This is a genomic window from Kitasatospora sp. NPDC002543 (genome assembly GCF_053594915.1).
The window spans coordinates 18,478-45,369 of record NZ_JBSFWR010000070.1; the positions used below are offsets into that span (position 1 = coordinate 18,478).

The following is a 26,892-nucleotide window of genomic DNA, read 5'->3' on the forward strand; positions in this document are numbered from 1 at the left end:
CGCGCATGCTCGGGTACGACGCGGACGGGTTCGTCCGGGACGGGGCACCGCACCGGGTGGTGGCCGGGGCGGTGCACTACTTCCGGGTGCATCCGGAGCTGTGGGAGGACCGGCTGCGGCGGGTACGGGCGCTGGGGGTGAACACGGTCGACACCTACGTGCCGTGGAACTTCCACGAACTCACCGACGGGACGGTGGACTTCACCGGCTGGCGGGACGTGGCCCGGTTCGTGCGGCTGGCCGGCGCCCTGGGGCTGGACGTGATCCTGCGGCCGGGACCGTACATCTGCGCGGAGTGGGAGTTCGGCGGGCTGCCCGCCCGGCTGCTGGCGGTCGACGGGCTGCGGCTGCGCTGCGCGGACCCGGCGTACCTCGCCGAGGTCGACGGCTGGTTCGACGCGCTGGTGCCCGAGCTGCTGCCGCTGCTGGCGAGCCGGGGCGGGCCGGTCGTGGCGATGCAGGTGGAGAACGAGTACGGCAGCTACGGCGACGACGCCGGCTACCTCGCCCACCTGCGCGACGGCCTGGTGCGGCGCGGCGTGGACTGCCTGCTGTTCACCACCGACGGCGCCCACGACACCATGCAGCAGGGCGGCACCGTCCCCGGCCTCCTCGCCACCGCCACCTTCGGCTCGCGCGCCCCCGAACGCCTGGCGGTGCTCCGCCGCCACCAGGGCGAAGGGCCGCTGACCGCCATGGAGTTCTGGATCGGCTGGTTCGACCAGTGGGGCCTGGCGCACCACGTCCGCGACCCCAAGGAGACCGCCGCCTCGCTCGACGAACTGCTCGCCACCGGCGCCTCCGTCAGCCTCTACATGGCGCACGGCGGCACCAGCTTCGGCCTGTGGTCCGGCGCCAACCACTCCGGCGCCCACCCGCTGGACGCCGGCTACGAGCCGACCGTCACCAGCTACGACTACGACGCGCCGATCGGCGAGGCCGGCGAACTGACCGAGAAGTTCCACGCCCTGCGCGAGGTGATCGGCCGCTACCTGCCCCTGCCGGACGGCGAACTGCCCGACCCGCCGCCGCGGGTGGCACCCCGGCGGCTGGAACGCGCCGACGGGCGGGCCGTGCTGGCGCGGGCCCTGGACGCGCTGTCGCAGCCCCAACGGCACGCCGCCCCGCTGCCGATGGAACGCGTCGGACAGTCCCGCGGCCTCATCCACTACCGCACCCGCGTACCCGGCCCGCGCAACGAACTCCCGCTGCGCATCGACGGGTTGGCCGACCGGGCACAGGTCTTCGCGGACGGCCGCCCGCTCGGCGTCCTGGAGCGCAACTCCCCCGGCGCCGCGCTGCCGCTGGCCACCGGGCCCGAAGGCGTCGAGCTGGACATCCTCGTCGAGGCGCTGGGGCGGGTGAACTACGGCCCGCAGATGGACGACCGCAAGGGCATCACCCGCGGCGTCTCGCACGGCCACCAGCGGCTCTTCGACTGGCAGATCCGGCCGCTGCCGCTCACCGACCTGTCCGCGCTGCGCTTCACGGACGACACCGAAACCCGCGACGGCGAACCGGCCTTCCACCGCTTCACCGCCGAACTCCCCTCCCCCGCCGACGCGTTCGTCGCCCTGCCGGACTGGGGACGCGGACTGCTGTGGCTCAACGGCTTCCTCCTCGGCCGCCACTGCGCCGCCGGCCCCCAGCGCACCCTCTACGCCCCCGCCCCCCTGTGGCGGGCGGGCGCCAACGACCTGGTCGTACTGGAACTCGAACGGCACGGGACGGCACTGGAGTTGGCCGACGAGCCGGACCTCGGCCCGGTCACGGCGGCCCCCAGCTCCGAGTACTGACCCCGGCACGGGGCCGCGGAGTGGGAAGTCGGCGGGCTCGACTTCCCACTCCGGCCACCGAGCCGCCAGGCAGGCCGCAACCCTCCGAGATGCGGGCAGAGCGCAACTGAGCAGTACCGGAAGCCACCTCCTCGGCACCGCCCCGATTCACGCCGGCGACCCGGGGCCGACACCCGCCCACGGGACCCGGCACAGGAAGTCGGCCTCGCCGACTTCCCACTCCGTCACGTACCTCATCGGCCACCTACCGCAGCCCCGGCGCGAGCACATGGGCCCGGAGAAAGAAGTGCTCCCCCACCGAGCCGCGCAAGGTGATCAGGTGCTGCTCCACGGCGGCGCGGACCGCAGACAGCAGAGCGTGAGCGAAGCCACGCGAGCGAAACCACGCGAGACGGGGCCGTCGTCCGTCAGGTGCCGATGAGGCACAGGGAGGCCCACAGCGCGAGGACGGCGGCGGTGAGGGTGGCGGGGACGGCGAGCAGGCCGAGGCGGGTGAACTCGCCCAGCCTCACCGGCACCCCGCGGTCGCGCACGATGCCGCGCCACAGCAGGGTGGCCAGCGAGCCGGCGTAGCTGAGGTTGGGGCCGATGTTCACCCCGAGCAGGACCGCGAGGACGGCTCCGGGCCCGGCCGGGGCGGCCAGCGGCACCAGGGCGAGCGTGGCGGGCAGGTTGTTGATGACGTTGGCGAGGACGGCGGCGAGGGCGGCGGTGCCGAGCAGGGCGGGCAGCGCCGTGCCGGACGGGATCAGGTGGGCCAGCCCGGCGGCGAGGCCGTTGTCGACGACCGCGCGCACCACGACGCCCAGGGCCAGGACGAACGCCAGGAACGGCAGGTTGGCCGAGCGGACGACGCCCGCGGCGGTGGCGTTGCCGCGGGCCAGGGCGCGGACGGCCAGGACGGCGGCGCCCGCGGCCGCCGACCAGGCCGGGTTGACGTCCAGTGCGGAGGCGAGGACGAACCCGGCGAGCGTGCAGCCCACCGTCACCAGGGCGAACAGCGGCACGGCGGGGGCCGGCCCCGCCTCGGGCGCCCCGGCCGGGGCCGCGTCCAGGTCGGCGGCGAAGAAGCGGCGCAGCACCAGGTACTCGACGCCGACCGCGGCCAGCCACGGCAGCGTCATCAGGGCGGCGAAGCGGCCGAAGCTCAGGCCGCTGGCGGTGAAGGCCAGCAGGTTGGTCAGGTTGGAGACCGGCAGCAGCAGCGAGGCCGTGTTCGACAGGTGGGCGCAGGCGTACAGGTGCGGTGCGGGCCGGGCGCCCAGGCGGGCGGCGGTGGCCAGCACCACCGGGGTGAGCAGCACGACGGTGGCGTCCAGGCTGAGCACCGCGGTGACGAGCGAGGCGACGGTGAACACCTGGACGAGCAGCCGGCGCGGGCGGCCGGCGGCGCTGCGCGCCATCCAGGCCCCGCAGGCGCGGAACAGCCCTTCGCGGTCGCAGAGTTCGGCCAGAACCAGGACGGCGGCCAGGAAGCCGATGACCGGTCCGAGGCGGGCGGCCTCGGCCGTCGCGTGCTCCGGCGGGACGGCGCCGGTCGCCACCAGGAGGGCGGCGGCCGGCACCGCGGCGGCGGCCTCCGGCCAGCCCCAGGGGCGGGCGACGGCGCAGACCAGGACGAGCAGCAGCAGGCCTGCGGACAGGGCTTCGGCCCAGGCGGTGTTCAGGGGTGCTCCTCAGGGGGGTGGTCGGTGTCCGCGCTCGGTCCGCGGCCCGGCGCAGCATGCCACAGCGGCGGACCGCGGGGGCCGGGCGGGGCCGGTGCGCCTCCCCGGGGGGCGGGTCAGTCCCACCAGAAGGACCACTGGTAGGTGCCCACGAGTCCCTCGGCGTACTCGGTGAGGGAGCCGGTGCCCTGGAAGACCAGGTCGGGGCAGAAGGCGGTGTGCTCGGCGGCCAGCGGGAGCGCCTCGGCGAGCGTGGCGGGCGGCACGGGGACGCTCAGTTCCAGGGTGTCGAAGCCGACTTCGACGACCTGGGCGCCGAAGCGGCGCTCCCAGTCGGCGAGCACGGCGGCGATCCGGGCGATCTCGTCGTGGTTGGTGGGGCCGCTCCAGCCGCAGACCGTCAGTGCCTCGGCGCCGCTGGCGGCGCGCACCAGGCCGAGGCGGCCGCCCTTGTGCAGCAGCACCTCGGCCAGCTCCCGGGCCTCGGTTCCGGCGGCGCCGTCGGGGACGGTGACGGCGGGGGCGGGGCCGGGCCAGGTGCGGCCGTAGGGGGCGAGGGCCTCGTCGAGGATCTCGGCGTCCTCGCCCGTCTCGCCGTCCTCGTCCTCGTCGGCCTGCTTCCACCAGGTGCGCAGCAGGGCGGCCGGGTCGTAGAGGCCGGGCAGGGCGGCGTCGGTGGGGTGGAGCTCGCCGGACAGCCAGGGCCGGTAGTCGGGACCGGTGCGGTCCAGCGGGGTGAGCAGCAGCGGCCACAGCCCGGTCTGCGGGTGGGCGCGGTGCAGTTGCCGCCACAGCCCGGCGGGGGCGGGGTCGTCGCTGATCCACAGCAGCGGCTGCCGCCCGTCGTCCTCGGTGACGAGGCGGCCCGGTGGCAGGTCGACGGGCAGGGCGGCGAGGGCGGCGGGGAGGTCCAGGTGCTCGGTCATGCGGCCACCGTAGGGGTGCCCACCGGCAGCGCCCGGGGGCGTCGGCAGGGGCCTCGACGGGGGCGTCGGCAGGGTGTCGACGGGAACATCGCCGGGGCGTCGGCGGCGCTTCGTGTCCGGCCTTCGGGAGGGGGCGCCGCCCGCGTGAACCCGTTTGTCGGACCGCCACGACCACTGCTACCTTTCCGGAGGCCGTGCGAGAGACAGAGGAGGTGGTACCCGTGAACGCAGTATCGACATGGGTGCTCCCCTCCGGGGTCACGGTCGGGCGATAGGTCGTCGTCCGGGAGCGCCGTTTTCCGAGCACTCCCGAAAGGCACGACCATGCACTTCACTTCCGAGCAGCGTTTCGACGACGGCGTCGTCGAGCGACGGTTCACCCTCGGCGAGATCCCCGGCATCCTGTGGACGCCCGCGTCCGCCACCGCGTCCGCACCGGTTCCGCTGATCCTGATCAGCCCCCCGCCGCTCGGCCTGGGCAAGGTGTACTCCCGGCTGGCGGGGCGGGCCCGCTACTACGCGGCGGAGTACGGCTTCGCCTCGGCCACCCTGGAGCTCCCCGGCAGCGGTGAGCGCCCCCGGTGGGCCGCCGCCGACCAGGCCCGCGCCGACCTGCGCCGGGCGATGGAGGCCGGCGGGCCGGTCAGCGGCGAGATCGTCGACGCCCTGATCCTCCCGCTGGTCGAGCGGGCCGTCCCGGAGTGGCGGGCGGCGCTGGACGACCTCCTGTCGTTGCCCGAGGTCGGCGGCCCGGTCGGGTACGAGGGGGGCATCATCTCCATCGGCGTCCGGCTGGCGGTGGTCGAGCCGCGCATCGCGGCGGCCGGCCTCTTCGCGGGGAGCCTGGTGCCCGCCGCCATCGTCGAGGAGGCCCGGCAGGTCACCGTGCCGTTGCAGGTCCTGCTGCAGTGGGACGACGAGGGGAACCCGCGGCAGGCGGCCCTGGACCTGTTCGACGCCTTCGGCTCCGAGGAGAAGACCCTGCACGCCAACATGGGCGGGCACACCGGCGTCCCGCGGCACGAACTCGACGCCGGGGCCCGCTTCTTCGCCCGGCACCTGAGGTGAGGCCCGGCCGCCGGGGCGGGACCGGCCGCTAGCCGCCACCGTCCCCGCCCGTCGAGGCCTCGCCTCCCCCACCGTGGGCCCCAGCCGACCCGGCAGGGGCCCGCGGTGCTTCGCGTTCCGCCCGAACTCGCTTACGGGCGCTGTCCGTTCCCTCCGGACGGGGCCGAAACGCGCACGTCAGGAGGCCCGGTCAGGACCAGGGGAGGTTGGAGCGGGTGTGCCAGTAGGCCTCGGGGGGCTCGGGCATGGTGGCGAGGGCGGTGAGGTCCGCGGGGGTGGGGCGCAGGGTGGTGGCGGCGAGGTTGGAGGCGAGCTGGTCGGGGGTGGCGGCGCCGGACAGGACGATGTCGGCCCAGGGCTGGGCGGCGGCCGCGGCCAGGGCGAGGGCGTCGGCGGCCGCGCCGGTGCGCTGCGCGAGGGTGCGCAGCGGGGCGGTGTCGGGGCCGGTGGCGTTGCGGCCGGCGAGGCGGCCGTTGGCCATGGCCTCCTTGACGACGACGAGCCATCCGGCCGCGTGGGCTTCGGCGAGGGCGGGGGCGGCGGAGGTCTCCAGGAGGTTCCAGGTGGCCTGGACGGCGGTGAACAGCGGGCGGCCGTCGGCGGTGACGGCGAGGGCGCGGCGGATGGTGTCGGCCTGGGCGGGGCCGCTGGTGGACAGGCCCACGCGTACGCCGTCGGCGGCGAGGGCGGCGAGGCGCCGGTGCAGGGCGGGGTCGGTGAGGGCGGGGCTGTCGGGGGTGACGGAGTGGACGAGGTAGAGGTCGAGGTGGATGCCGAGGTGGGTGCGGGTCTCGTCGATCTGGCGGTCGTAGACGGCGGTGGAGTGTTCCTTGACCTCGTGGGCGGGCACTCCGGTGGTGCGCCAGTCGGCGGTGTAGGTGTAGCCCCACTTGCTGCCGACCGTCACCTCGGCGGCGGCTTCGGGGTGTTGGGCGAGCCACTGGCCGAGGAACTCCTCGGCGCGGCCGTAGGAGCGGGCGGTGTCGAGGTAGCGCACGCCGGCGGCGTAGGCGGCGTCGAGGAGGGTGTGGGTGCGTTGGCGCAGGGCGTCGACGGTGCGTTCGGCGGGCAGGTCGGTGTCGCGCCCGAGGTTGATGTAGCCGGGCCGGCCGACGGCCGCGGTGCCCAGGCCGAGGCGCGCGGGGTGCGGGCGCGCGGCGGCGGGGGTGGGGTTCGCGGGGGTGGCGGGGTCGGTCGGCATGGCGGGTTCTCCTCGGGCGCGACGGTTCTCACCTGGGACTTTAGTCGCGCGGTGGGGGCGGGGTGTCAGCCGGCGGCGAGGGTGGCCTTGATCCAGGGGGCGTAGGCGGGCACGTCGGTGTAGAGGCCGGGGCCACCGGTGCAGGGCACGCCGGGGGTGCCGGGGCCGGAGGTGGTGCCGACCAGTTCCCAGCGGCCGCCGCGGCCGCGCTGGATCTGGGGGCCGCCGGAGTCGCCGAAGCAGGCCATGGCCTTGGGGATCTGGCTGAGGGTGCACAGGCGGGTGGGGTCGGCGTAGCCGGGGGCGCAGTCGGTGGGGGCGCCGATGCGGGTGGGCAGTTCCTGGAGGCGTTCGGGGAAGACCATCTTCTGGTAATCGGCGACGTCGACGACGGTGCCGAAGCCGAGCAGCCGGGTGGGGGTGCCGGGGGCGCCGGGGCGGTCGGCGATGCGGACGGGCTGCTGGGGGGCGGGGCGGTCGAGGCGGATGAGGGCGAGGTCGTCGTGGTTGGGGCGGGTGGCGCCGTCGCCGAAGGAGAAGCCGGGGTGGACGACGACGCGGTCGACGTTGCGTACGGTGCCGCCGCTGGAGCGGTGGGCGCTGCCGATGCGCACGGTGCCCTTGAGGGCGAGGCCGGTGTCCTCGTCGCCGACGACGCAGTGGGCGGCGGTCAGGACCCACTGGCGGTCGATCAGGGTGGCGCCGCAGGTGCCGTCGGCGAGCTGCTTGGCGCTCAGCGGGAGGGTGGCCATGAAGGGGTAGCGCTCGGTGGAGTCGTGGCCGTTGACGATGGCTGAGGCGCTGCCGGTCATGGCGGTGGCGCCGAGGGCGGCGGCCAGGGCGGTGACGGCGGCGGCGCGGGCGGTGCGGCGGGCGAGGGGTCGTCCGGTGGTACGGAGGGGCACGGGTGACGGCCTTTCGGGTCGGTCGGTGTTGATGCGACCAGCCAACCGGGAGCCCGCCCGCCGGGACATCCGGCTGGCGGGCGGCCCTGGCCTGGGGGTATCCCCCGGTCCCGGTTTCGGGCTACCGGGTGGCCCGCCCGTTCTCGCCCGGCAGCGTGGACGGCGACACGGAGGGCGACGCGGGTCGCAGTGGCTCCGCCGCCGGGGCGGTGCCGCGCTCGGCCGTCCGTCCGACGCCCCGCCCGACGCCCCGCTCGGCCCCGGGCGCGACCTCGCGCGCGACTCCGGGCACGGCCTCACGCTCGGCCCCGGGCTCGGGCCATCCCGAGGAGGAGGTGCGCACGGCCTGGACGGGCGCGGAGACCGGCTCCCCCAGCGGGCGGGCGGCGCGCACGGGCGCGGCGGCCCGGGTGACGGCCCGGGTGACGGTGGCGGCCGGGGCGACGGCCTGGTCCAGCCGCAGCACGAAGTTGACGTAGTCGTGCGGTTTGCCGGGGAAGTGGCAGTCGTTGCTGGTGAGCAGCCGGCTGCGCAAGCCGTCGTGTTCGGTGAGCGGCCCGGTGGTGGTGCGCAGGTTGGGCTGCCAGCTGCGGCCCCACAGGTGGTGTTCGAGGGAGAGCGTCCAGCTCTCCTCGTCCACCTCGATGGCGGCGCCGACGCGCCCGGGCAGCACCCGCAGTCCGTAGGAGCCGCGTACGACGGCCCGTTGGTCGAAGTCGGCGCTCTTGCCGACGACGGTGATCCGCCACGCGCCGTGGAACCTGAGCATGCCTGCCTCCTGACGCCTCGGCGCCCGCTCCGGCAGAGGGCGCCCCCGTCCACGTCTACGGCCGCGGGGCGCCCTCGGGCTCAACCGGCCCGCAGGCCGAGCCACTGCTCGGCGTCCCAGGCCTCGAAGCGCTCGACTTCGGTGAAGCCGAGCTTCGCGGCGAGGCGCATCGAGCGGGTGTTGGCGCTCTGGGTGGTGAGCACCACGGGTTCGCCGGGCAGCGCGCCGGCGAGCCAGTGGAGGGCCGCCGCGCACGCCTCGGCGGCGTAGCCGCTCCCCCAGGCGCGCGGCAGGAACAGGTAGCCGAGGTCGGCCTTGCCCGCGGCGGCGGGGCTGCGGTGTCCCGTCGCCCTCCGGAGCAGGATCAGGCCGATCATCGACCCGTCGAGTTCGACCACGAGGTGTCCGGGCCGCTGTTCGGGCGCTTCGGGCAGCTCGCGTTCGAGTTCCGCGCGCGGCCGGGGGCCGCCGAGGTAGGTGTGCACCTCCGGGGAGGCGAACAGTTCGACGAACGCCTCGCGGTCGCGGGGCTCGGACGCGCGCAGCACGAGCCGTTCGGTCCTGATCGGTTCGGGCGGCCAGGGCACGTTTTCAAGATCGTCCATCCGCGCACCCTAACAACCCCCCCGACGGCCGCCCGAGGGCGGTCAGCGGTGGGCGGTCAGCGGTGGGCGGCGGCCAGGGAGCGGAGTTGGACGTGGACGGCGCCGGGTTCGGTGCCGGTGAGGGCGGCGATCTCGGGGGCGGACAGGTCGAGGACGAGGTGCAGCAGCAGGACGTCCTGCTGGGCGGCGGTGAGGTGGGCGACCGGGCCGAGCGGGCGGGGGCCGGCCAGGGCGCAGACGCGGTGGCGCACCGCCTGCCAGGCGCAGGCGGCCGGGCTGGCGGTGGCCAGGGCGTCGAGCCAGCGGGTGCCGAGGTCCTCGAAGGCGGCGCGGACGGCCAGGGAGGCGTCGGCGGGCGGCAGGAGCAGTTCGGCGTAGTCGAGGTAGCGGCGCAGGTGGAGGTCGTGCAGCGCCCGCAGGGGGGCGGCCGAACGGCGTGGTGGTGTCGGCATGGTGGTGTCCCGAGGTGTCCCGAGGTGGCGCGGGTGGGTGCCGAGGCGGCGGGTACCGGAACGGCAGGAGCCGGAAGTGCGAGTACTGGAACGGCGGGTGCCGGAACGGCGAGTACTGGAACGGCGGGTGACGGAGGGGCGGGTGCCGGTCCGCGGCCGGGGCGCGGGTGGCGCGTCCCGGCCGCGGGCCGGGTCACACGAGGACCGGCGGGTTGTCGTCGGTGCCTTCGCGGCCGGCCGTGGCGGGGTGGCCCAGGCCGCCCTCGCCCCGGTCGGCGGCCAGGCTGGTGCGCAGGGTGGCCCAGAGCCGGAACAGCATGTCCGTCGAGGTGCCGGCGCTGGAGGACTGCATGGCCCGGGCGAACTCGGCGTGGTGCGTGCGCGAGTTGACGGGCAGCGGGGCGCGGGCGTTGTTCGTCCGGTCCCAGGCCGCCGCCCACAGGGCGCGGCGGGCCTCCCTGACCCCGCAGACCTCCATGTAGGCGAGGAAGACGGGTTTGCGCAGCGGGGCCTCGCCCTTGAGGACCAGGGCCAGCGTGCTGGAGGGCAGGCGTTCGCCCCGGTCGCGGGCGCGGCGGTCCAGTTCTCTCAGGGAGGGCCAGTCGGCCTTGCGGCGCATCTCGTGCATCGCCCGGCGCAGGTCCGCGAAGGAGTCGACCTGTTCGGGGTCGACCCGCCGGGGTGCGCGCAGCCGCCGGCTGCCCGAGGGGCGGGGCACGTGGGCCCAGTAGTTGGCCTGGACCCATTTGCGCCGGGCGGTCTTGAGGTCGCCGCCGCATTCGCGGGTGACGGCCTCGACGACCTTCCAGCTCGGCACGGAGCTTCCGCCGGCGGCCCGTTGCAGGGTGGTGGGGTGGTAGTTGGTCCTGGCGGCGAGCTGACGGTACGTCAGTCCCGCCTGCCTGCGCTGCTCCCGCAGCCAGGCGGCGAGCCGGCCGAGCGCGGGCTCGGTCGCCTCGATCGGATTCTCTCGGCGTCCCATCGCGGTCGGGCGCTCTTCCTAGGCCCGCTCCCGTCGGAGCCTGAAGGCCAGCAGGCAGCCGCCGGTGGCCAGTTCGAGCGCGGCGCCGGCCGACATGCCGGTCGCCACCAGGGCGGCGGCCAGCGCGACCGTCAGGACGACCACGACGACGACCACGAGCGGACGGCGGTCGCCCGGGTGGCGCCGCGGGCGCGAGTGCGGCGCGGGGCGCGCCGGGTACGGCCGCGGGTGCAGCGGTACCGGGTCCGCCGCGGTGCGCCGGGTACGGTTTCGAGTGCGGATGCGCTTGTTCCGGTTCCTCGTCATCGAGGAGTCCTCCATATCACTGTCCACTCCAACTGGCAGGCACTTGTGCGGTTGGCGTCGCACTGCGTGCCCGGTGGCATCACACTCTGTCAGGCGTACGGGTGAATCCCAATCGGTTCGGTGAACATCGCGCGGATTGATGCGCCGGTGTCCCGGTCCCTGGCCGCAATCTCGTGAACGCCCTATCAGAAAGGCACAGTTCAGCGAAAGGAAACCGGATTTTGATGCGCCTTTGTGCAGCCCGCCCTTGTGAGCCGTCCTGACGGGATGTGACGATTTGGAGCGGCGTCACCCGGACCCGCGGGTCCGGAACCCGGGGGCGCTGTTCACTCCAACAACTCGGGAACATCGGCAGCGGGCCGTGTTGGCGCATGGGTCCGCCCGAACAGCAGAGACCGCCCGGCCCTGGTGGCCCGAGCGGTCTCTCTGCGTTCCGCGCCCGGTCGCGCGACCCGTCACGCGGGCCGGTCCGCCTCCTGCGTCACCGCCCGCGTCATGCGGCGGTCGGGGCGCCCGCGACGCGGCGCTCGCCGCCGTTGCGCTCCTGCCAGAAGCGGTAGACCTCGACGGCGGCGGCGCGCTCCTCGTGGCGCATCGGCAGCCGGCGCTCCTGGTAGGGCTTGGCGAACTCGCCGTAGAAGGTGTCGAGTTCGAAGTACTTGCGGTCGTCGACGTAGTGCGGCTCGTAGGCGTCGCGGGTGGTGAGGAAGACGACCTCGTCCGGCGAGCAGTAGTAGAGCGAGCCCAGGCACATCGGGCAGGGGTGGGCGAGCACGTAGATGGTGGTGCCGGTCAGGTGCTCGGTGCCCAGCCTGGTGCAGGCCTCGCGGATGGCGAGGATCTCCGCGTGGGCGGTGGGGTCGTTGGTCTGGGCGACCCGGTTGGGGCTCTCCGCGAGGACCTCGCCGTCCTTGACGATGACGGTCGCGAACGGGCGGCCGCCCTCGGCGACGTTCCGGCGGGCGAGGTCGATGGTGCGCTGGGCGAAGTCCACGGTGGTCCTCCGGAGTGGGGAAGGGGGCGGGGTCGGCGGGTTCGGCGGGCGGGGTGCCCGGCCGGCGGGGTGCCGGCCGGGCACCGGGGGTGTCAGAACGGCTTGGTCGGCAGGTACTTGCCGTCGAGGGTGATGACGGCGCGCTCGCCGCCGTCCGGGTCGGCGACCTTCTTCACGTCCAGCCTGAAGTTGATCGCGGAGATGATGCCGTCGCCGAACTCCTCGTGCACCAGGGCCTTGAGGGTGGTGCCGTAGACCTGGAGCATCTCGTAGAAGCGGTACATCGTCGGGTCGGTCGGGACGCGGTTGGGCATCGAGCCGCGCACCGGGACGGTCTGCAGCAGCAGCGCCGCGTCGTCGTCCAGGCCGAGCAGTTCCGCGACGGCCCCGGCGGACTGCTTCGGCAGCGGGTGCTGGCCGAGCACGGCGGCGGTGGTGAAGGCCACCGACAGGCCGGAGGCCTCGGCGATCCGCTTCCAGGACAGGTCCTTGCGGATCTTGGCCTCGACGGCCTTGTCGGCGAGGGCCTCGCGGGCGGTCCGGTCGAACTGCGCGTGCACCATGGTGGCTGCGTCCTTTCGGGGTGGGGGGTGTGCCGCGCCGCCCGGAGACGGGGCGGCGGGCAGGGGGCTGCGTGGAAGGTGAGGCGGGAGGTCAGGCCGCGAGGGCGCTGCCCGCGGCGGCGGTCAGGTCCTCGACGCGGCCGGTCGGGATGTCGTAGACCCAGCCGTGCAGCGCGACCCGGCCCTCGGCGAGGGCGCGGGCGACGGAGGGGTGGGTGGCCAGGTTCGCCAGCTGGGCGAGCACGTTCTGGCGGACCAGCGCCGGGACGCCGCCCTCGGCGCCGGCGCGGGCCACGGAGGCGTCCGCGTGGCGCAGCCAGGTGGCGACCGCGGGGGCGCCGGACAGGTCGTGGCCCTCGGCGAGGGCGGTCATCGCGCCGCAGGCGGAGTGGCCGCAGACGATGACGTCCCTGACGCCCAGGGCGGCGACGGCGTACTCGATGGACGCCGCGACGCCGTCGGCCTCGGGGCTGTGGGCGGGCACCAGGTTGCCGGCGGTGCGGATGACGAACAGGTCGCCGGGTTCGGTGCCGGTGATCAGCTCGGGCACGACGCGGGCGTCGGAGCAGCTGATGAACAGCGTGTCCGGGGTGTGGTGGGTGGCGAGGCGGGCGAAGAGCTCCGCCTTGGCGGGGAAGACGTCCCGCTGGAAGCGGGCGACGCCGTCGGTGAGGTCCTGCACGGTCACTCCCTTCGGGGTGATCGGGGTGGTGATCGGCCCTGTGGGCTGGTGAGATCCACCCTGCATGACCTGCTCCTATAGTGTCCAAGAGCTGCTGCGCATGGAAACCATTGGTGGCATCTATAGTCGATTCCATGGCCCTTCTCGAACTGCGTCACCTGCGCTACCTGCTCGCCGTCGCCGAGCACGGCAACTTCACCCGCGCCGCCGAGGAGCTGCACATCTCCCAGCCCACGCTCTCCCAGCAGGTCAAGCAGCTGGAGAAGACCCTGGGCGTACAGCTGCTGGACCGCACCGGCCGCACCGTGCGGCTCACCGACGCCGGCACCGTCTACACCGAACACGCCCGCCGCGCCCTGCGCGACCTGGCCGCCGCCGAACGCGCCGTCCACGACGTCCAGGACCTCTCCCGCGGCCACCTGCGCCTGGGCGTCACCCCCACCTTCACCGCCTACCTGGTCGGGCCGCTCACCGCCGAGCTCCACGCCCGCTACCCCGGCATCGGCCTCACCCTGACCGAGGGCACCCAGGACCGCATCGAGGCCGCCCTGCTCGCCGACGACCTCGACCTCGGCATCGCCTTCGCCGGCGACCACCTGCCCGGCGTCGGCGCCACCGCGCTGTTCACCGAGACCCTCAGCCTCGTCACCGGTGCCCGCCCCACCCCGGCGCAGACCGCGCCGCTGCCCGTCCACGCCCTGGAGGACGAGCGACTCGCGCTACTGAGCGGCGACTTCGCCACCCGCGGCCACATCGACGCCTACCTCGCCCGCCACCGGGCCGCCCCGCGCATCACCGTCGAGGCCAACTCCGTCCAGGCCCTCACCGAGATCGTCCGGCGCACCGGCCTGGCCACCGTCCTGCCCGACGCCGTCACCCACGACCACCCCCACCTCACCCCCGTCCCCCTCGACCCTCCCCTGCCCACCCGCACCGTCGCCCTCCTGCACCGCGAGGGCGCCTACCGCGGCGCCGCCGCCCGCGCCTTCACCCGCCTCACCCACGAGCTGGTGCGCGACCGCGGCTACCCGCCGGCGCCACAGGCGGCCCTCAGCGGGTGAACACCACGTCCGTGCCGGTCAGTTCGCGGCTGGCCTCCCACAGCCGCGCGGCCGTGGCGGTGTCCCTGAGGTGGTCCCAGAGGGGTTCGGCGCGCGGGGTGCCGCGCAGGCCGAACGCCCGGGGGCTCCACATCCGGCCGCCGCGCACCTGCGGGTCCAGCACGGCGCGCACGGCCGGCCAGGCGGCGGCGTCCTTGCCCTGCACCACCAGCCCCAGCGGCAGGTGGCGCAGCCGCTCCCCGGCGGTGCGGACGTGGACGGGCGGGCGCGAGGGCGTGAGGGAGTCGAGCGCGCCGCCGGGATGGACGAGCACGCTCAGCGTCGTGCTGCCGGCGGCGCGCAGGCGGCGGTCGAGTTCCAGGGCGAAGAGCATCTGGGCGAGCTTGGAGCGCGAGTAGGCCCGCTTGGGCCGGTAGTCGCGGGCGCTCTGGAGGTCGTCGAGGTCCAGGCGCTCGGACTTGGCGGCGAAGCTGCCGGTGGTGACGACCCGGCCGCCCGGGGCGGCCGCGAGCAGCGGGGCCAGGTGGTGGGTCAGCGCGAAGTGGCCCAGGTGGTTGGTCCCGAACATCAGCTCGTGCCCGGCGGCGGTCGTCCGGCGCGGCGGATGGTCCAGCGCCACACCGGCGTTGTGGACGACCGCGTCCAGCCGGTCCAGCCCGAGCGCGTCCACGGACGCGCGGAGCGAGGTGAGGTCGGCCAGGTCCAGGGGGACGTGCCGCACGTCGGCACCCGGGACGCGGGAGCGGATGGAGGCGATCGCCGCCTCGGCCCGCCCCCGGTCACGGCAGCCCAGGACCACGGTGGCGCCGGTGCCGGCGAGTTGCTCGGCGACGAAGTACCCGATGCCCGCGTTGCCGCCGGTGACCAGGACGTTCCTCCCCTCGGCGCGGGGCAGCCGATGGACGTCCCACGGGGAGGCGGCGGGTGCGGAGGGCATGGTGGCTCCTGGATTTCGGGGGCGGTTCGGAGCCCCTACCGTCCCTCGGGCCGCTCACATCCCACCGGCAGCCCGCCAGCAGCCCGCCGTCCGCGCTGTCGGCCCACCGGCACCCGGCAAGGGGCGCGCGACGGGGGCGCGCGCCATGACGCTGCGCAAGCAAAAGATCGCATTCCGGTATCAACGGCCGGGCCCCCGGGCTACGGTGATGATCGGAACGGAGTGCGGAGCCCGCAGTACGTGAGAGGTTTGAGATGGCCCATCGGCGTTTGGAGAACGGCCTCACGTCGAGCCCGGCGGTGATGTTCGGCGAAGCACTCCGCTTCGCCCGCGAGCTGGCGGGCTACACCCAGGAAGAGCTGGGCAAACTCCTGCACTGCACCCGGCCGGCGATCACCCGGTTCGAGAGCGGCAAGCGTTCGATGCACAGGGACGTCGTCGAGAGAGCCGACGAAGTACTCGGCGCGCGGGGCCTGCTGGTTCGGCTCTGGGAGCGGGTGGACTGGCACGCCGATGTCGAGCACCCCGACTGGTTCCAGACGTACGTCGATCTGGAAGCGGAAGCCGCGGCAACCCGGGTGCTCCAGTACATGCGGATCAACGGTCTGCTCCAGTGCCGGGAGTACGCCCACGAGATCTTCCGCCTCGGCGATGCCCGGGACAACCCGGAGTGGATCGCCGAGCGGGTGAGGACCCGACTGAGCCGACAGGACCGGTTCCTGGCCCCCGGCGGGCCGTCATTGATCGTCATCCTCCATGAGAGCGCGATCCGGAGCACCATCGGTGGACCGGGCACCATGCGAAAGCAGATGGAGCACCTCCTCTCCATGGGAGAGCGGTCCAACGTGATGATTCAGGTGGCGCCGTTCGCCTTCAGCGCCCGGAAGTTGCCGACCACGTCGGTGGTGCTACTGGAGATGCCGGACGGGAGGGAGTGGGTCTACTCGGAGAGCCTGTACCGAGGGCACTTCAGTGACGCCCCTTCGATCGTGCAGCAGACCCGCCGGGACTTCGACCTTGTCCGTGGATCTGTACTCTCGGTCGACGATTCCCACACCTTTATCGCTGAAGCAATGGAGGAATACCGATATGCGGAACGCCGAGCCGAGCGGGGCGTTGTGGCGCAAGAGCAGCTACAGCGGGGACAACGCGGGCGAGTGCATCGAGGTGGCCCTCGGGTCCCCCGGCCTCGTTCCCGTACGTGACTCCAAGGACCCCCACGGTCCCCGCCTCGTCTTCCCCGCCGCCGCCTGGAAATCCTTCGTCACCGCTGTCCAGGAAGGCGTGTTCCCGGTATGAAGCCGACGTGGCGCAAGAGCAGCTACAGCGGCACGAACGGCGGAAACTGCGTCGAGGTGGCCCCCGGATTCCCCGGCCTCGTTCCCGTACGTGACTCCAAGGACCCCGACGGTCCCCGTCTCGCCTTCTCCTCCCCCGCCTGGGACTCCTTCCTCGCCGCCGTGCGCGCGGGCGAGTTCCCCGGCTAGTTCCGTCCACCACCACCCGCCGTGCGGGGTGCAACTCCTCGTTGCGCCCCGCACGGCGCATGTCCGGGGCTACTCGCGGGGCCGGCCCAGGAGGGCGGCCGAGGCGGGGTCGCCGATGCGGGTGGCCACCGCCCCCTTGAGGACGCTCAGCGCGGCGGGCAGTGCCGACACCGCCGCCGCCTTGAGGGCGCTGATCGAGGTCAGGTCGAACTGGTCGGCCAGCAGCAGGCCGAGGAACGCCGCGACGTACGTGGCGGCGGTGCGCTCGACCAGGTCGAGGACGAACTTCCGCATGGTCAGGTCTCCTTCGTGGTGGAGGGCGGTGGGATGCGGTCCGTGCGCGAGGGGTCGGAGGGTGTGCGGCACGGGCCGCCGGGGGGAGTCGGCCCCTCATGTACACGTTCACGCCGCCGGATCCGACGACGGCCCGGTCCACGGAATCCGGCGATGCTCCGTGTCCGTCCCGCGCGGTACGGTCCTGGTCTCACAACCGGAGGTGGCACATGGGTCGTTGGGGAACCGGGGCGGGTCCCGGCGGGCTGCGCCGGCGCGGGGCCGAGCGGCGGCGGCTGGCGGCGGAGCAGGGCTGGGAGTTCCACGAGGAGAGCCCGGAGCTGGTCGAACGCTGGCGCGGCGCGGTGCTCTCCGGCGGCCGTGACGCCACGCCGCGCGCCCGGTTCGCGGCCACCGGCGCGCTGGACGGCCACCGGGTCACCGTCTTCGACTGGGCCTTCGGCCGCGGCGCCGACGGCATACGCGCCGTCCACCTGGTCGAACTCCCCCGCCCACTGCCCCTGGTGGCGGTCACGCACTTCCCGACGGGCGCCGACCAACTGCTGCCGCTGCTGCGCCGCCAGGTCCTGGCGAAGCCCGGCCACCACCTGTACGAGAGCGGCGAGGAGGCGTACGACGACGTCCACCTCGTCGAGACCACCGACCCGGACGTCGCCGGGCGCCTGCTGACGCCCGCCGTCCGGGAGTTCGCCGACGACCACCTCTGGTCGCAGTGGCGGGTGGAGGACCGCTGGCTCTGCTACGTCGGCTACGAGGGGCCCTCGGCGCGCGGCGAGCAGCCGCTCGCCGTGCTGCGCTCACTGACCCGGCTCGTCGACCTCGCCGACCCGGCCCTGTGGGGCGGGCCCCGCCCCACCCCCGCCGACGCCGCCTCCACGGCCACGCCCGCCGGCCCGGCCGCCATGTACCGGGGCGGCCCCGCCCACACCGGCGTCCACCCCGCCGCCCCGGCCCCGGCCGGCTTCCTGCCCTGGAGCACCCGCCTGCCCGAACGGCCCTCCACCGCGCCCACCGTCTGCGCGGGCACCCTCTACCAGAGCGCCGGGGAGCGCTGCTACGCCCTGGACGCGCTCACCGGCGAACAGCGTTGGCGCCGCGACCTGCGGGACCGCCTGAGCGGCACCCCGGCCGTCGCGGGCGACACCGTGTACCTGGTCGGCGAGGACGGCCTGTTGTACGCGCTCGCCACCAAGGACGGCACCGAGCGCTGGCACACCCGTGTCGGCACGTCGTCCTCGCCCACCGTCGCCGACGGCGTGGTCTACACCGTGACCAGGTCGATGTTCTCCCTGCACCACACCCGCCCCGGCAAACTGGTCGCCACCGACGCCCGCACCGGCCGCCGGCGCTGGGAGCGGATCCTGCCGGACGGCTCCTGCTCGGCGGCGGCGGTGGCCGACGGCCGGGTCCACGTCACGGGCCTCAGGGGGCAGGTGGGCGCCTACCAGGTGGAGGACGGCGAGCGGCTCTGGTACGACGACACCGCCGAGCCCTGCCTCGCCCTGTGCTCCCCGAGCGTCGCGGACGGCACCGTCTACGTCGGCACCGGCGGCGGGATGGTGCGCGCCTACGACGCGGAGACCGGCGAACAGCCCTGGGGCGGGCCCAGGTTCGGCGGCGGCACCGCGATCGACGACAGCCCGGCGGTCACCGGCGAGGTGTTCCTCGTCGGCGGCCTCGGCAGCCCGCTGTTCGCCCGGTACCGCGGCGACGCCCAGCCCAGCTGGAAGCTTCCCGGCCCGGACGGCTCCTCCGGCGCCACCGTCGCCGGCGCCGACGCCTGGGCGGTCGTCGCGGGCCGCCGCCCCACGCTGGTGCGCGTCCGCGTGGCCACCGGCCTGGTGCACTGGCGGCTGCCGCTGGACGCGGCGGCGAGCGCCCCGGTCTACGCGGACGGCGTGGTGTACGTGACCACCGCGAAGGGCACCGTCCTGGCCCTCGACGCCCTCACCGGCACCCGCCCCGCCCGGGCCCGGCAGCGGCAGCTCTCCTGACGGCGGCTCCGCCGACCGCGTCGCGCCGCCCGGCCCCCGCTACCGCCCCGCGAGCGGGTGGGCGCCGGTCCACCAGTTGCCGGGGGCCTCGGGGTCGCGGCTGGTCCAGTACTCCACGATGGCGTCGACGAACTCCTCACGGGACAGCACGCCGTCGCCGTTGCGGTCCAGGTGACGGAAGGCGGTGTCGGCCCGGTCGCGGCCGAGGCCGGGGAAGTGCGCCCCGTGGAAGGCCCGGAACTCCTCGGGGTCGACCGTCCCGTTCCCGTCGGCGTCGGCGACGGACAGGAAGACCTCGGCGAGCCGGCCGACGGTCGCGGCGGTGGCCCGCGGGTCGTCGGCCAGGGTCAGGGTGGAGGCGACGAACTGCTCGCGGGTGATCGCCTCCGCGCCGCCGACGTGAGGGCGGTGCAGGTCGCGCCAGACGGTGAGGTAGGCGTCGACGATCCTGCGCTCGGCGTCGGAGCCCGGCGCGTGCCCGAGGCCGCGGGCGGCCGCCTCCCCCATCAGGACGTGGTCGTGCTCGGTGAGGCGGCCGTCGCCGTCGGCGTCCAGGTGGTCGAAGCCGAGGGCGATCTTCGTGGTCAGCAGGTCGTCGTTCACGGGGGCTCCCCTGCGGTGGCGCGGTATGACGGGCACTCGCCCCCAGCATCACCCGCCGGCCCGCCTGGCGCCTGCGCGCGGGCGCCCCCGGGGTCACGAGCGGGCGCCGCGCGGGCGGTGGCGGATGCGCTGGGCGACCGGCCGGACGCGGAGGGGATCTGAGTACGGGAGCGGATTGCGGGGCCGCGGGCGGGCGGGCCAGAGTGTGGGCGCGCAGACGCGCGTGCGACCCGAGAGGACCCCCGTTGGTGAAGTCTTTCCTGGAGAAGGTGGCGACGAACCTGGTCTATTTCGTCGGCATGCTGGTGAATCCGCTCCTCAACGGCGCGCAGGACCTGTGGGCGGTGAACTGGCCCACCGAGCGGCGCAAGCTGCGGCTGATCGGCTCGCCGAGGGCGCGGGAGGCCCGGGCGGCGGAGCGGGAGCGGTTCCGGGTGATGGTCGAGGCGCTGGGCGCGGTCGAGGGCGTCGAGCACGTGCTGACCCAGGTGCTGGACCAGTCCACCCGCCCGACCTTCCACGGGCGGGACCACCCCCGGGACACCCTGCTGGTCTGCCGGCTGCACGCCCGCGCCTACTTCGTCGTCCGGGAGGACATCCTCGACGTGCTGCCCCGGATCGCGGCGGCGGGCGTGGCCGACTGGCAGGCCCACGGCCAGGGCGGCGACCCGGGCGGGACCGTGGAGCACGCGCTGCGCTGGTACCGGGACGGCGGCGTCGACGCCAACGGCTGGCGGATGCACGCCCCCTGCCTGTTCAGTCCCGACGCGCGACTGACCTGGGACCGGCCCGGCATCCCGCCCCGCGACCCGCTCCCGGCGGGCCCGTTCCCCAGCCGGCTCTTCGTGTCGGAGCAGAGCCCGCCGGACGCGGACGCGGAGCGGCTGCTGCGCGAGGCGCGCGACAACGGGCGGGGCACGGTCGTGGAGCTGGAACTCGGCGCGGACTGGGTCGGCTACAGCCAGTACCACAAGGTGGCGCGCGGCGGCTTCCTGGGGCGCGGGCGGCTCTGACCGGGCGACGCCGCGCGAGTGGGCCGGGCGGGCGGGCCCGGACGGCCCGGAGGGCCCCGTCCGGGCCCGCCCGGCCGTCCGGGTGTTCAGCCGTCCGGTCGGCGGCTCACCCGTTCGGCCGCGGCTCAGCACTGGGGGCGGCGGCCGTGGTTGGCCCCGCGCCTGGCCCTGGCCTTCTTCTTGCGGCGGCGCTTCGACGACATGGCCACTCCTCTCGCGACCGGGCGCCCGAACCGGGGCGCCCCGGGCTACCACCGTTCCACACCCGGGCGGCCCCGGCCCGTCGAGCACCCCGGAGGCTGTCCCCCCGGGGGTCCGCCCCCGTCACCGCCGGTCGCCGATCGCGGTCGCCGATCGCGGTCACCGGCCGGTCAGTCGGGGAGGTTCCCGTCGCCGCCCAGGTTCGCGACCATGCGGCGCAGCACGTTGATCGTGGTGACGAACTCCTCGGTGCCGATGCCCTCGTGGGCGCGGTCGGCGACCGCCTGGTTGCGTTCGCGGGCGCGCAGCCGGCCGGCCTCGCCCTCCGGGGTGAGGGTGAACGCCCCGCCGGTGTCCTCGGTCAGCCAGCCGCGGGCGATCAGGTCGTCGTAGACGGCGTCGAAGGCGGTGTCCTGGTCGTCGTACGGGGTGAGCCGCTGGGTCAGGGCGGTGCGGGTCCATCCGCCGGGGCGGCCGGCCGCGTGGTTGAGCGTCCACCAGTGCGGCTGGGTGAGGCCTTCGACGGCCAGTTGTCCGCGCAGGCCCTCCACCACGAGGCGGCGGTAGACCTGCCCGGTCCAGGCTCCGATGGGCTGGGCGGCGATGGTCTGCGGGTCGTAGGTCTTGATCGTCACGTCCGGGTGCTCCTTCGACTGGTCGTCAGGACGCGACCGACCGTAGGACCTCACGTCGGCTTGAGGTCAAGGCGGTTCGGCGGGCCTGGCCCCTCCCGGCGGTCAACTCCCTTCTAGGCTGGCCCACATGAAGATCACACCGGCGCTCGCCGCCGCCCTCGCCCTGTCCGCGGCCGCCGTGCTCGGCACGGCCGCCCCCGCCACCGCCACCGCCACCGCCGCTTCCCCGGGCTCGTCCTCGGGCGCTTCCTCGGGCACCGCCGTCGACCCGCTGGAGCGCTTCCGCCGCCAGCCGCTCGCCTGGTCCCCATGCCAGGACCCGGAGTTGGCCGCCGCCGGTGCCCAGTGCGCGGCCCTGAGCGTCCCGCTGGACTACCGCGACCCGCGCGGCCGCACCCTGTCCCTCGCGGTCTCCCGGATCAAGGCCGCCGACCCGGCCGGGCGCCGCGGCATCCTCCAGACCAACCCCGGTGGCCCCGGCGAGAGCGGGCTGGCCATGCCGGTCGCCCTGCGCGAGCAGCTGGCGCCCGCGACCGCCGCGGCCTACGACCTCATCGGCATGGACCCGCGCGGGACCGGCGCCGGCACCCCGGACTGCGGCCTGACGCGCGGCAGTTGGCTGCGCTCGGCCGGCCCCGGCCAGGCCGGCTTCGACCAGGCCTGGCTCCTCGCCAAGGCCGACGCGGACGCCTGCTGGGCCAAGCACCCCGACCTGCTGCCCCACCTGACCACCCGCAACACCGCCCGGGACGTCGACGTGCTGCGCGCGGCGCTCGGTGAGCAGCGCACCTCCTTCTTCGGGCAGTCCTACGGCGGGCTGCTGGGCGCGGTGTACGCGCAGCTGTTCCCGCGGCGCGTCGACCGGCTGGTGCTGGACAGCGCCCTGGACCCGGCCCGGTACGGCATCGGGGCGTTCCAGGACATGGCGGGCGCCAACGAGCGTGCCCTGGACGGCTTCGCCGCGTGGGCCGCGCCGCGGGACGCCGCCGTCCACCTGGGCGCCACCCCGGCGGCGGTGCGGGCCACCGTCGAGACCCTGGTGCACCGGGCCGAGGCCGCGCCGATCGCCGTCGACGGCTTCCGGCTCGACGGCGCGATGCTGCCGGTGCTGCTCGCCCTGCTCCAGAGCGACGACCGCGACAACGCCCTCTACGCCGACGTGCTGCGGCAGTTGCTGGACGCCGCCGACGGCGGGCCCGTCCAGGCCGGCCCCGTCCTGCACCAGCTGCTGACCCTGCTCCTCACCCCCAGTGCGGAGGCCGGCGCCGGCCTGTCCGCCACGCTCGGCATCCTGTGCGACGACGTGGCGATGCCGCGCACAGCCGCCTGGTACCGCGACGCCGTCGAGCGCTCCCGCGCCGCCGAGCCGGTCTTCGGCCCGGTCTACAGCGGCCCCGTCCCGTGCGCCTCCTGGCGCGGCACCCCGCTGGAGGCCCCGGTCGAGGTCCGCAACGCCGTCCCCGCGTTGCAGCTCCACGCCACCGGCGACACCCACGCCCCGTACCAGGGCGCCCTGGCCCTGCACTCCCGCCTGACCGGCTCCCGCCTGGTCACCGTCCCGGGCCGCATCCACACCCTCACCCTCAACGGCTACGACGCGTGCGCCAACGGCGCCGTGGACGCCTACCTGTCGACGGGGGTGCTGCCGGCCTCCGACACCGTCTGCTGACGGTCCCGGCCCGCCGGCGGGCACACCCGCGCGAGCCAGGAGACCAGCAGGCGGTTGACCTCCCGGGGGCGTTCCTGCTGGACCCAGTGGCCGCAGCCGTCCAGCAGGTGGGAGGAGACCAGGGCGGGCAGCGTGGTCGGGAAGGCGGCGATGGCGTCGGCCAGCCAGGTCGTGGAGGCGTCCAGGGCTCCGCCGACGAACAGGGACGGCTGGGTGAGCGGGGCCCCTTCGAGGTCGGCGAGGTCCTCCCAGTCGCGGTCCATGTTCCGGTAGCGGTTGAGCGCCCCGGTCATGCCGGTGCGCTCGAACTCCCCGGCGCAGTGGTCGAGATCGTCCTCGGTGAGCCAGGAGGGCCGGCCGGCGGGGAAGCGGTCGCGCAGGGTGCCGCCCGCGCTGACGAAGTGCGGGTCCGGCTCCCCCGGGGCCGGCATGGTGTCGGCGGACAGGGCCGCGTAGAAGCCCGCCAGCCAGCCCCGGACGTCGGGCTCGATCTCGGCCTCGGCGCGGCCCGGCTCCTGGAAGTAGGAGACGTAGAACTCCTGCCCGCCGGCGCCCGGGCCCGCGCCCATCCGCGTGAAGACCTCGCTGGGGCGGGGGCCGCCCGGCGGGGTGTAGGGAACGCTCAGCAGGCCCACCGCGCGGAACACCTCGGGGTGGAGCAGGCCGGAGGCGGCCGCGATGTTCGCGCCCCAGTCGTGCCCGACGACCACCGCCGTCCGCTCGCCCAGGGCGCGCACCAGGGCGAGGTTGTCCTCGACGAGGGCGCGCATCCGGTACTCCGGCGTCGCGGACGGCTTGGAGGAGCGGCCGTAGCCGCGCACGTCGAGGGCCACCGCCCGGTACCCGGCCGCCGCGAGCGCGGGCAGCTGGTGGCGCCAGGAGTACCAGGACTCGGGGAAGCCGTGGACGAGCAGGACCAGCGGCCCGGCCCCCTGCTCGACCAGGTGCAGCCGCCCGGCGGGGGCGTCGACGGTGCGGTGGCGCGGACGGCTCGACTCGGTCATGGGGACTCCTCGGGATCCGGTGGCCGCGGTGGCTGCGGCGGTGGAACCGATCATGCGGCCCGTCGGCCCGGGGATGCGAACAGCCTTGACGTTTTGGCAAACTCCCAGGACAGGGGCGGTGGGCGGAGGCCCCACCGGGGACGGCCCCACCGAGGAAGGGCGGAACCGCGATGACCGGGAACGGCACCACCACCGGCGGGCCGACCGGGGACGACGTCGCCGACGTACTGGCGGCCGTGGGGCCCCGGCTGCGGGCCGCGCGCGTACGGTGCGGACACACCCTCACCGAGGCGAGCCGCGCGGCCGGCGTCGCCCTCAGCACCCTGTCGCGGGTCGAGAACGGCCGGCGCAGGCCCACCCTGGACCTGCTGCTGCACCTGGCGAGGGCCTACGGCGTCTCCCTGGACGAACTCGCCGGCCTCGCGCCCGCCCCACCCCGCGAGGCGCCGCGGCCCGCGCCGCGGCGCCCGGCGGACGGCAAGGCCGTGCTGCCGCTGACCCGGTACGTCGGCGGCCTGCACGCCCACAAGCACGTCCTGCCCGCCACCGAGACCCCGCCGTCGCGGCCCCGGCAGGTCTCGCACGAGGGGTACGAGTGGCTGTGCGTGCTCTCCGGCCGCCTGTGGCTGGCACTCGGCGACCGCGACCTCCTCCTCACCGCCGGGGAGGTCGCCGAGTTCGACACCCGCACCCCGCACGGGCTCGCCAACGCCGGACACGGCGGACCGGCCGAGTACCTGATCATGTTCGGCCCGCAGGGCGAACGCCTGCGCCCCCGCACCGGGCCCCCGGCCCCCTGAGGCACCGACCGTACGGCCGGGGCCGGGCCACGGTCGGCGGCCCGCACCCTGACGCCCCCCGGCCCGGCCCCGGCCCCGCCCCCGGTCAGCCGATCACCGCGTCCACCTCGACCTCCACCAGCCACCGCTCGTCGATGAAGCGCGACACCTCCACGAAGGTGGTGGCCGGGCGGATCAGCGAGAACCGTTCCCCGTGGGCGCGCGCCGCCTCCCGCCACTGGCTCATGTCGGTGAGCATGACGCGGGTCCGCACGACGTCCGCGAGGACGGCGCCGGCTTCCCGCAGGGCGGCTTCGGCGATGTCCAGGCAGCGGACGGTCTGGGCGTGGACGTCGCCCTGGCCGACCGTCGTGCCGTCCTCGCCGATCGGGGCGGTGCCCGCGACCGCGACGTGGTTGCCCTTGCGCACGGCCCGGGAGAAGCCGATCCGCGGTTCGAGGGGCGAGCCGGAACTGACTGTCTGTCGAGTGCTCTCCATCGCCCCATCGTGCCCCACCGGCACACCCGTCACCCCGCACCGGCACACCCCGCCGCGCCGCGCCCACGCACCCGCCGCGCCGCGGGCACGCGCGGGTCGGGCCGGGCGCCCGGCCGCGTCCGCCACCCTCATCCGCGCGGGTCACCAGCGCAGGCCGAATCCGCGGCCGGAGGGGAGAAAGGAAGCCGACCGACTCCCCGTACGAAGGTATGGACAATGACCCAGAGCATCACCAGGCCCGACGCCGAGCAGCGGCAGGCCGACGCCGCGCTCGTCTCCAGCGTCGAACAGGCCCTGGCCATGGAACGCCTGCACCGGATCGCCGACCCCGAGGAACGCCTGGCCTACTACGAGGACACCGTCTCGGAGGACGTCTACAACCTCGGCATCGCGAACAACGTGCTCCTGTTCGACCTGCTGGACGAGAACGTCTTCTCCCGGATCGAACTGCGGGAGAAGGACGCCAAGTACGCGTCGCCGCCCTACGGCGCGCAGAGCCTGCTCGACGTGGTCACCGCGTTCCTGCGCCCCCGGTTCTCGGCCGGCATCGACCCGAAGTTCGACGTGTACGCGACCGCCGGCGGCTCGGGCGCCCTGGAATGCCTGGCCTTCGGGCTGATCCACGGCGGGGTGCTCAAGCCCGGGGACCGCGTCATGCTGCCGGCCCCGTTCTGGCCCGGCTTCCTGTGGTGCTTCCAGCAGCGGCCCGGACTGCAGTGCGTGCCCGTGCGCCTCGACGGGGCGGACCACCTCACCCTGACCGTCGACGCCCTCCAGCACGCGTACGACGCCGCCTCCGAGCCCAAGCCCAAGCTCCTCGTCCTGACCAACCCGCACAACCCGCTGGGCGTCAACTACAGCGAGGAGCTGCTCGACGACGTCTGCCGGTGGGCACTGGACAAGCAGATGCACATCGTCTCCGACGAGATCTACTCCTACTCCCAGAGCACCGGCACGGACGGCTTCCACAGCGTCCTGTCGACCCGGGCCTACGCCACCGACCCCGACCGCATCCACCTCGTGTACGGGCTGACCAAGGACTTCGGACTGTCCGGCTTCCGGATCGGCTTCCTCGTCTCCAAGTCGAACGACGTGCGCCGGGTCATGCAGGGCGACGAGACGCTCAAGTCGCTGACCTGGTTCGGCCCGCTCGACTCCCTCAAGAGCGCCTACGTGCGCAAGCTGTTCCTCACCGACGACGGCAAGCCGAGCGACTTCCCGAAGACCCTCATGGCCGACTACGCCGGACGCCTGGAGACGGCCTTCGACCGGACCGCGGCGAAGCTCGGGGAGCACGGCATCCGGTACGTGGGCGACGACGGGAAGCCCGGGGACCGCAACGCCGCCCAGTTCTTCCTGCTCGACCTGAGCGCCCACCTCGACAAGGCGTTCCCCCCGGACCTGGTGCCGATCAACCACGAGATCGACCAGCGCGAGGCCCTCCTGGGGGCGTACCTGCTGAAGGACGCGAAGGTCAGCCTCCTGCCCGGCGGGGAGATGCACTGCCCCAGGCCCGGCTACTTCCGGATGTGCTACACCGCCGACACCACCGACCGGGTCGAGAAGGCCGTCGACGCCATGGCCGCCTCGCTCGCGAAGCTCAAGCCCGTCAAGGCCTGACGCCGCACGGCCCTGACGCCGCACGGCCCTGGCACCGTACGGCCCTGACGCCGTACGGCCCTGAAGCCGCCGGGCCGCTACCGGGTGCGCGGCTGGTTGAAGCGCAGCATGTTGCCCGACGGGTCCCGGAAGGCGCAGTCGCGCACCCCGTAGGGCTGGTCCATCGGCTCCTGGAGGACC

At 74.8% G+C, this 26,892-nt stretch carries 30 protein-coding genes; 11 read left to right on the plus strand and 19 right to left on the minus strand.

What is annotated here, in order from left to right; all coding sequences use genetic code 11:
- Positions 1-5: 5 nt before the first annotated feature.
- Positions 6-1,796: a glycoside hydrolase family 35 protein gene (locus tag ACWD4P_RS25895; RefSeq protein WP_449781214.1), complete on the plus strand. Its 1,791-nt coding sequence runs from the start codon at positions 6-8 to the stop codon at positions 1,794-1,796.
- Between the two features lie 407 nt (positions 1,797-2,203).
- On the opposite strand, the gene ACWD4P_RS25900 is transcribed toward ACWD4P_RS25895, so the two are convergent.
- Both ACWD4P_RS25900 and ACWD4P_RS25905 read right to left on the minus strand, forming a co-directional pair.
- The gene (locus ACWD4P_RS25900; protein WP_449781234.1) at positions 2,204-3,463 is read right to left on the minus strand and encodes an SLC13 family permease; all 1,260 of its coding nucleotides are present in this window, start codon (positions 3,461-3,463) and stop codon (positions 2,204-2,206) included.
- A 116-nt stretch (positions 3,464-3,579) separates the two neighbouring features.
- Complete coding sequence (locus ACWD4P_RS25905; protein WP_449781215.1) at positions 3,580-4,389, minus strand: DUF4253 domain-containing protein; 810 nt, start codon at positions 4,387-4,389, stop codon at positions 3,580-3,582.
- Positions 4,390-4,713: 324 nt separating this feature from the next.
- Here ACWD4P_RS25905 and ACWD4P_RS25910 point away from each other — a divergent pair, with 324 nt between their 5' ends.
- On the plus strand, positions 4,714-5,457 hold the full coding sequence (locus tag ACWD4P_RS25910) for an alpha/beta hydrolase (RefSeq protein WP_449781216.1): 744 nt from the start codon (positions 4,714-4,716) through the stop codon (positions 5,455-5,457).
- Between the two features lie 190 nt (positions 5,458-5,647).
- On the opposite strand, the gene ACWD4P_RS25915 is transcribed toward ACWD4P_RS25910, so the two are convergent.
- The 10 genes from ACWD4P_RS25915 to ACWD4P_RS25960 all read right to left on the minus strand — a co-directional run bounded on the left by ACWD4P_RS25915 (position 5,648) and on the right by ACWD4P_RS25960 (position 12,916).
- Positions 5,648-6,658, minus strand: a complete 1,011-nt coding sequence (locus ACWD4P_RS25915) for an aldo/keto reductase (RefSeq protein WP_449781217.1) — start codon at positions 6,656-6,658, stop codon at positions 5,648-5,650.
- Positions 6,659-6,723: 65 nt separating this feature from the next.
- Positions 6,724-7,563 (minus strand): S1 family peptidase, encoded by an 840-nt coding sequence (locus tag ACWD4P_RS25920; protein ID WP_449781218.1) that lies wholly within the window; start codon positions 7,561-7,563, stop codon positions 6,724-6,726.
- A 121-nt stretch (positions 7,564-7,684) separates the two neighbouring features.
- Entirely contained in the window at positions 7,685-8,332 is a 648-nt protein-coding gene (locus ACWD4P_RS25925) for a hypothetical protein (protein ID WP_449781219.1), read from the minus strand.
- A gap of 80 nt (positions 8,333-8,412) precedes the next feature.
- Complete coding sequence (locus tag ACWD4P_RS25930) at positions 8,413-8,937, minus strand: GNAT family N-acetyltransferase (RefSeq protein WP_359822415.1); 525 nt, start codon at positions 8,935-8,937, stop codon at positions 8,413-8,415.
- A 56-nt stretch (positions 8,938-8,993) separates the two neighbouring features.
- Positions 8,994-9,389: a sigma factor-like helix-turn-helix DNA-binding protein gene (locus ACWD4P_RS25935; RefSeq protein WP_359822413.1), complete on the minus strand. Its 396-nt coding sequence runs from the start codon at positions 9,387-9,389 to the stop codon at positions 8,994-8,996.
- Positions 9,390-9,582: 193 nt separating this feature from the next.
- Positions 9,583-10,371 (minus strand): helix-turn-helix domain-containing protein, encoded by a 789-nt coding sequence (locus tag ACWD4P_RS25940; RefSeq protein WP_359822411.1) that lies wholly within the window; start codon positions 10,369-10,371, stop codon positions 9,583-9,585.
- Between the two features lie 18 nt (positions 10,372-10,389).
- On the minus strand, positions 10,390-10,677 hold the full coding sequence (locus ACWD4P_RS25945) for a hypothetical protein (protein ID WP_359822410.1): 288 nt from the start codon (positions 10,675-10,677) through the stop codon (positions 10,390-10,392).
- 493 nt (positions 10,678-11,170) lie between these two features.
- A complete protein-coding gene (locus ACWD4P_RS25950) occupies positions 11,171-11,671 on the minus strand; it encodes a nucleoside deaminase (RefSeq protein WP_449781220.1) in 501 nt (166 codons plus the stop codon).
- Between the two features lie 92 nt (positions 11,672-11,763).
- Positions 11,764-12,234, minus strand: a complete 471-nt coding sequence (cynS, locus tag ACWD4P_RS25955; RefSeq protein ID WP_359822406.1) for a cyanase — start codon at positions 12,232-12,234, stop codon at positions 11,764-11,766.
- Between the two features lie 91 nt (positions 12,235-12,325).
- A complete protein-coding gene (locus ACWD4P_RS25960) occupies positions 12,326-12,916 on the minus strand; it encodes a carbonic anhydrase (protein ID WP_359822445.1) in 591 nt (196 codons plus the stop codon).
- Positions 12,917-13,050: 134 nt separating this feature from the next.
- Here ACWD4P_RS25960 and cynR point away from each other — a divergent pair, with 134 nt between their 5' ends.
- On the plus strand, positions 13,051-13,977 hold the full coding sequence (cynR, locus tag ACWD4P_RS25965) for a transcriptional regulator CynR (RefSeq protein ID WP_449781221.1): 927 nt from the start codon (positions 13,051-13,053) through the stop codon (positions 13,975-13,977).
- On the opposite strand, the gene ACWD4P_RS25970 is transcribed toward cynR, so the two are convergent.
- Positions 13,967-14,914, minus strand: coding sequence for an SDR family NAD(P)-dependent oxidoreductase (locus tag ACWD4P_RS25970; RefSeq protein WP_449781222.1), 948 nt, complete (start codon positions 14,912-14,914; stop codon positions 13,967-13,969). The two genes, cynR and ACWD4P_RS25970, sit on opposite strands and share 11 nt — an antisense overlap.
- Before the next feature lie 269 nt (positions 14,915-15,183).
- Here ACWD4P_RS25970 and ACWD4P_RS25975 point away from each other — a divergent pair, with 269 nt between their 5' ends.
- The 3 genes from ACWD4P_RS25975 to ACWD4P_RS25985 are packed head-to-tail and all read left to right on the plus strand — an operon-like array spanning position 15,184 to position 16,401.
- Entirely contained in the window at positions 15,184-16,119 is a 936-nt protein-coding gene (locus ACWD4P_RS25975; RefSeq protein WP_449781223.1) for a helix-turn-helix domain-containing protein, read from the plus strand.
- Positions 16,082-16,213: a DUF397 domain-containing protein gene (locus ACWD4P_RS25980; RefSeq protein ID WP_449781224.1), complete on the plus strand. Its 132-nt coding sequence runs from the start codon at positions 16,082-16,084 to the stop codon at positions 16,211-16,213. The genes ACWD4P_RS25975 and ACWD4P_RS25980 overlap by 38 nt, the downstream gene beginning before the upstream one ends.
- Positions 16,210-16,401: a DUF397 domain-containing protein gene (locus ACWD4P_RS25985; protein ID WP_449781225.1), complete on the plus strand. Its 192-nt coding sequence runs from the start codon at positions 16,210-16,212 to the stop codon at positions 16,399-16,401. The genes ACWD4P_RS25980 and ACWD4P_RS25985 overlap by 4 nt, the downstream gene beginning before the upstream one ends.
- A 69-nt stretch (positions 16,402-16,470) precedes the next feature.
- On the opposite strand, the gene ACWD4P_RS25990 is transcribed toward ACWD4P_RS25985, so the two are convergent.
- Positions 16,471-16,695 (minus strand): holin, encoded by a 225-nt coding sequence (locus ACWD4P_RS25990; protein ID WP_359822395.1) that lies wholly within the window; start codon positions 16,693-16,695, stop codon positions 16,471-16,473.
- A 209-nt stretch (positions 16,696-16,904) separates the two neighbouring features.
- On the opposite strand from ACWD4P_RS25990, the gene ACWD4P_RS25995 reads away from it, so the two are divergent.
- Positions 16,905-18,689 carry an outer membrane protein assembly factor BamB family protein gene (locus ACWD4P_RS25995; RefSeq protein ID WP_449781226.1) on the plus strand — a complete coding sequence of 595 codons (1,785 nt, stop codon included), beginning with the start codon at positions 16,905-16,907 and terminating at the stop codon, positions 18,687-18,689.
- Between the two features lie 39 nt (positions 18,690-18,728).
- Here ACWD4P_RS25995 and ACWD4P_RS26000 read toward each other — a convergent pair whose 3' ends face one another.
- Positions 18,729-19,292 carry an EF-hand domain-containing protein gene (locus ACWD4P_RS26000; protein ID WP_449781227.1) on the minus strand — a complete coding sequence of 188 codons (564 nt, stop codon included), beginning with the start codon at positions 19,290-19,292 and terminating at the stop codon, positions 18,729-18,731.
- 248 nt (positions 19,293-19,540) lie between these two features.
- Here ACWD4P_RS26000 and ACWD4P_RS26005 point away from each other — a divergent pair, with 248 nt between their 5' ends.
- Positions 19,541-20,305: a hypothetical protein gene (locus ACWD4P_RS26005; RefSeq protein ID WP_449781228.1), complete on the plus strand. Its 765-nt coding sequence runs from the start codon at positions 19,541-19,543 to the stop codon at positions 20,303-20,305.
- A 371-nt stretch (positions 20,306-20,676) separates the two neighbouring features.
- On the opposite strand, the gene ACWD4P_RS26010 is transcribed toward ACWD4P_RS26005, so the two are convergent.
- Positions 20,677-21,141: a MarR family transcriptional regulator gene (locus ACWD4P_RS26010; RefSeq protein ID WP_359822385.1), complete on the minus strand. Its 465-nt coding sequence runs from the start codon at positions 21,139-21,141 to the stop codon at positions 20,677-20,679.
- A gap of 127 nt (positions 21,142-21,268) precedes the next feature.
- On the opposite strand from ACWD4P_RS26010, the gene ACWD4P_RS26015 reads away from it, so the two are divergent.
- Positions 21,269-22,810 carry an alpha/beta fold hydrolase gene (locus ACWD4P_RS26015; protein WP_449781229.1) on the plus strand — a complete coding sequence of 514 codons (1,542 nt, stop codon included), beginning with the start codon at positions 21,269-21,271 and terminating at the stop codon, positions 22,808-22,810.
- Here the strand turns inward: ACWD4P_RS26015 and ACWD4P_RS26020 are convergent.
- Positions 22,765-23,814: an alpha/beta fold hydrolase gene (locus tag ACWD4P_RS26020; protein WP_449781230.1), complete on the minus strand. Its 1,050-nt coding sequence runs from the start codon at positions 23,812-23,814 to the stop codon at positions 22,765-22,767. The genes ACWD4P_RS26015 and ACWD4P_RS26020 overlap by 46 nt on opposite strands.
- 170 nt (positions 23,815-23,984) lie before the next feature.
- On the opposite strand from ACWD4P_RS26020, the gene ACWD4P_RS26025 reads away from it, so the two are divergent.
- Positions 23,985-24,614 carry a helix-turn-helix domain-containing protein gene (locus ACWD4P_RS26025; RefSeq protein ID WP_449781231.1) on the plus strand — a complete coding sequence of 210 codons (630 nt, stop codon included), beginning with the start codon at positions 23,985-23,987 and terminating at the stop codon, positions 24,612-24,614.
- 85 nt (positions 24,615-24,699) lie between these two features.
- On the opposite strand, the gene ACWD4P_RS26030 is transcribed toward ACWD4P_RS26025, so the two are convergent.
- Complete coding sequence (locus ACWD4P_RS26030; protein WP_359818197.1) at positions 24,700-25,092, minus strand: RidA family protein; 393 nt, start codon at positions 25,090-25,092, stop codon at positions 24,700-24,702.
- A 216-nt stretch (positions 25,093-25,308) separates the two neighbouring features.
- Between ACWD4P_RS26030 and ACWD4P_RS26035 the strand changes: the two genes are divergently transcribed.
- Positions 25,309-26,712, plus strand: coding sequence for a pyridoxal phosphate-dependent aminotransferase (locus ACWD4P_RS26035; protein ID WP_449781232.1), 1,404 nt, complete (start codon positions 25,309-25,311; stop codon positions 26,710-26,712).
- Positions 26,713-26,789: 77 nt separating this feature from the next.
- Here ACWD4P_RS26035 and ACWD4P_RS26040 read toward each other — a convergent pair.
- On the minus strand, positions 26,790-26,892 hold a 103-nt coding region (locus ACWD4P_RS26040; protein ID WP_449781235.1), incomplete at its 5' end, for a VOC family protein.